The sequence below is a fragment of the Streptosporangium sp. NPDC023963 genome (assembly GCF_040639135.1).
Classification (GTDB): domain Bacteria; phylum Actinomycetota; class Actinomycetes; order Streptosporangiales; family Streptosporangiaceae; genus Streptosporangium.
Genome location: NZ_JBEZZK010000046.1, coordinates 1 through 1,092, shown reverse-complemented (window position 1 = coordinate 1,092; position 1,092 = coordinate 1). Strand labels below are relative to the sequence as shown.

1 pseudogene is annotated in these 1,092 nt (G+C 67.3%); it reads left to right on the top strand.

Annotation, left to right across the window (positions count from 1 at the left end):
- Nucleotides 1-74: 74 nt before the first annotated feature.
- A pseudogene (locus AB0F88_RS44245) lies at nucleotides 75-1,066 on the top strand (IS5 family transposase).
- Nucleotides 1,067-1,092 lie beyond the last annotated feature (26 nt).

Below are 1,092 nucleotides of genomic sequence, written 5' to 3'. Positions count from 1 at the left end.
ACTAGGGCCTGTTCTGAGTTCAGATCGTGAGGTTGTGCTGCGCGGTACCGTCCGGCCCTGGTAGGCGAAGGGGTATGACACGTGGTGACCTCACCGATGATGAGTGGGCCTTGGTCGAGCCGTATCTGCCGCTGGGTGAGCGGGGGCCGATCCCGGATCTGCGGCGGCAGTTCAACGCCGTGATGTGGCATTTCCGCGTCGGTGGTCCGTGGCGGGACCTGCCTGCCGAGTACGGCTCGTGGTCGACGGTCTATGACCGTTTTCGTTCGTGGGCGGTCGCGGGCGTCTTGCAGAACCTGATGGAGGCCATGATCGGTGAGGCCGCTGCTCGCGGGCAGGTGGACCTCGGCCTGGTCAGCGTGGACTCCACGACGGCTCGCGCTCATCATCACGCTGCGGGGATGGCACTCGATCCGGCGCTGCTGCAGGAGGTGGAGAAGGCGGCCGAGGAGGAAAAGGGGGTCCGCGAAAGGGGCAAACAGCCCAAAGCGCGGAGCTGGGCGAGGACGGGGAAGACGAACGCGCTGGACGCCGGCGGCTGCGGCGACGGCGCCGGGTGCGGCTGAAAGCGGCCGAGCTGGGCCGCTCTCGGGGTGGGCTGACCAGCAAGGTGCACCTGTCGGCCGACCGGCGCTGCCGTCCGCTGTCGTTCCTGCTCACTGCTGGTCAAGCCGCCGACAGTCCTCGTTTCATCGCCGTTTTAGCCGCCATCAAAGTCCGCCTGCGGCTCGGCCGGCCCCGCACCCGGCCCGGCGCGGTGGCCGCGGATAAGGCCTACTCCTGTCGCGCCAACCGCCTCTACCTGCGTCGGCGCGGTATCCGGGCGGTCATTCCGGAGAAGAAGGACCAGGCGGCCAACCGCAAGAAGCGCGGCTCACGCGGAGGCCGCCCCATCGGTCACGATGCGGCGTTGTACAAGGAACGCAATACCGCCGAGCGCTGCATCAACCGGATGAAGGAGTGGCGGGGGCTGGCCTTCCGCTTCGATAAGACGCCGGAAAGCTACCTCGCCGGGCTCTACCTACGAGGCGCCATCCTATGGATCCGAAGCCTTGACCCCGCCTAAAGATCCGAACTCAGAACAGGCCCTAG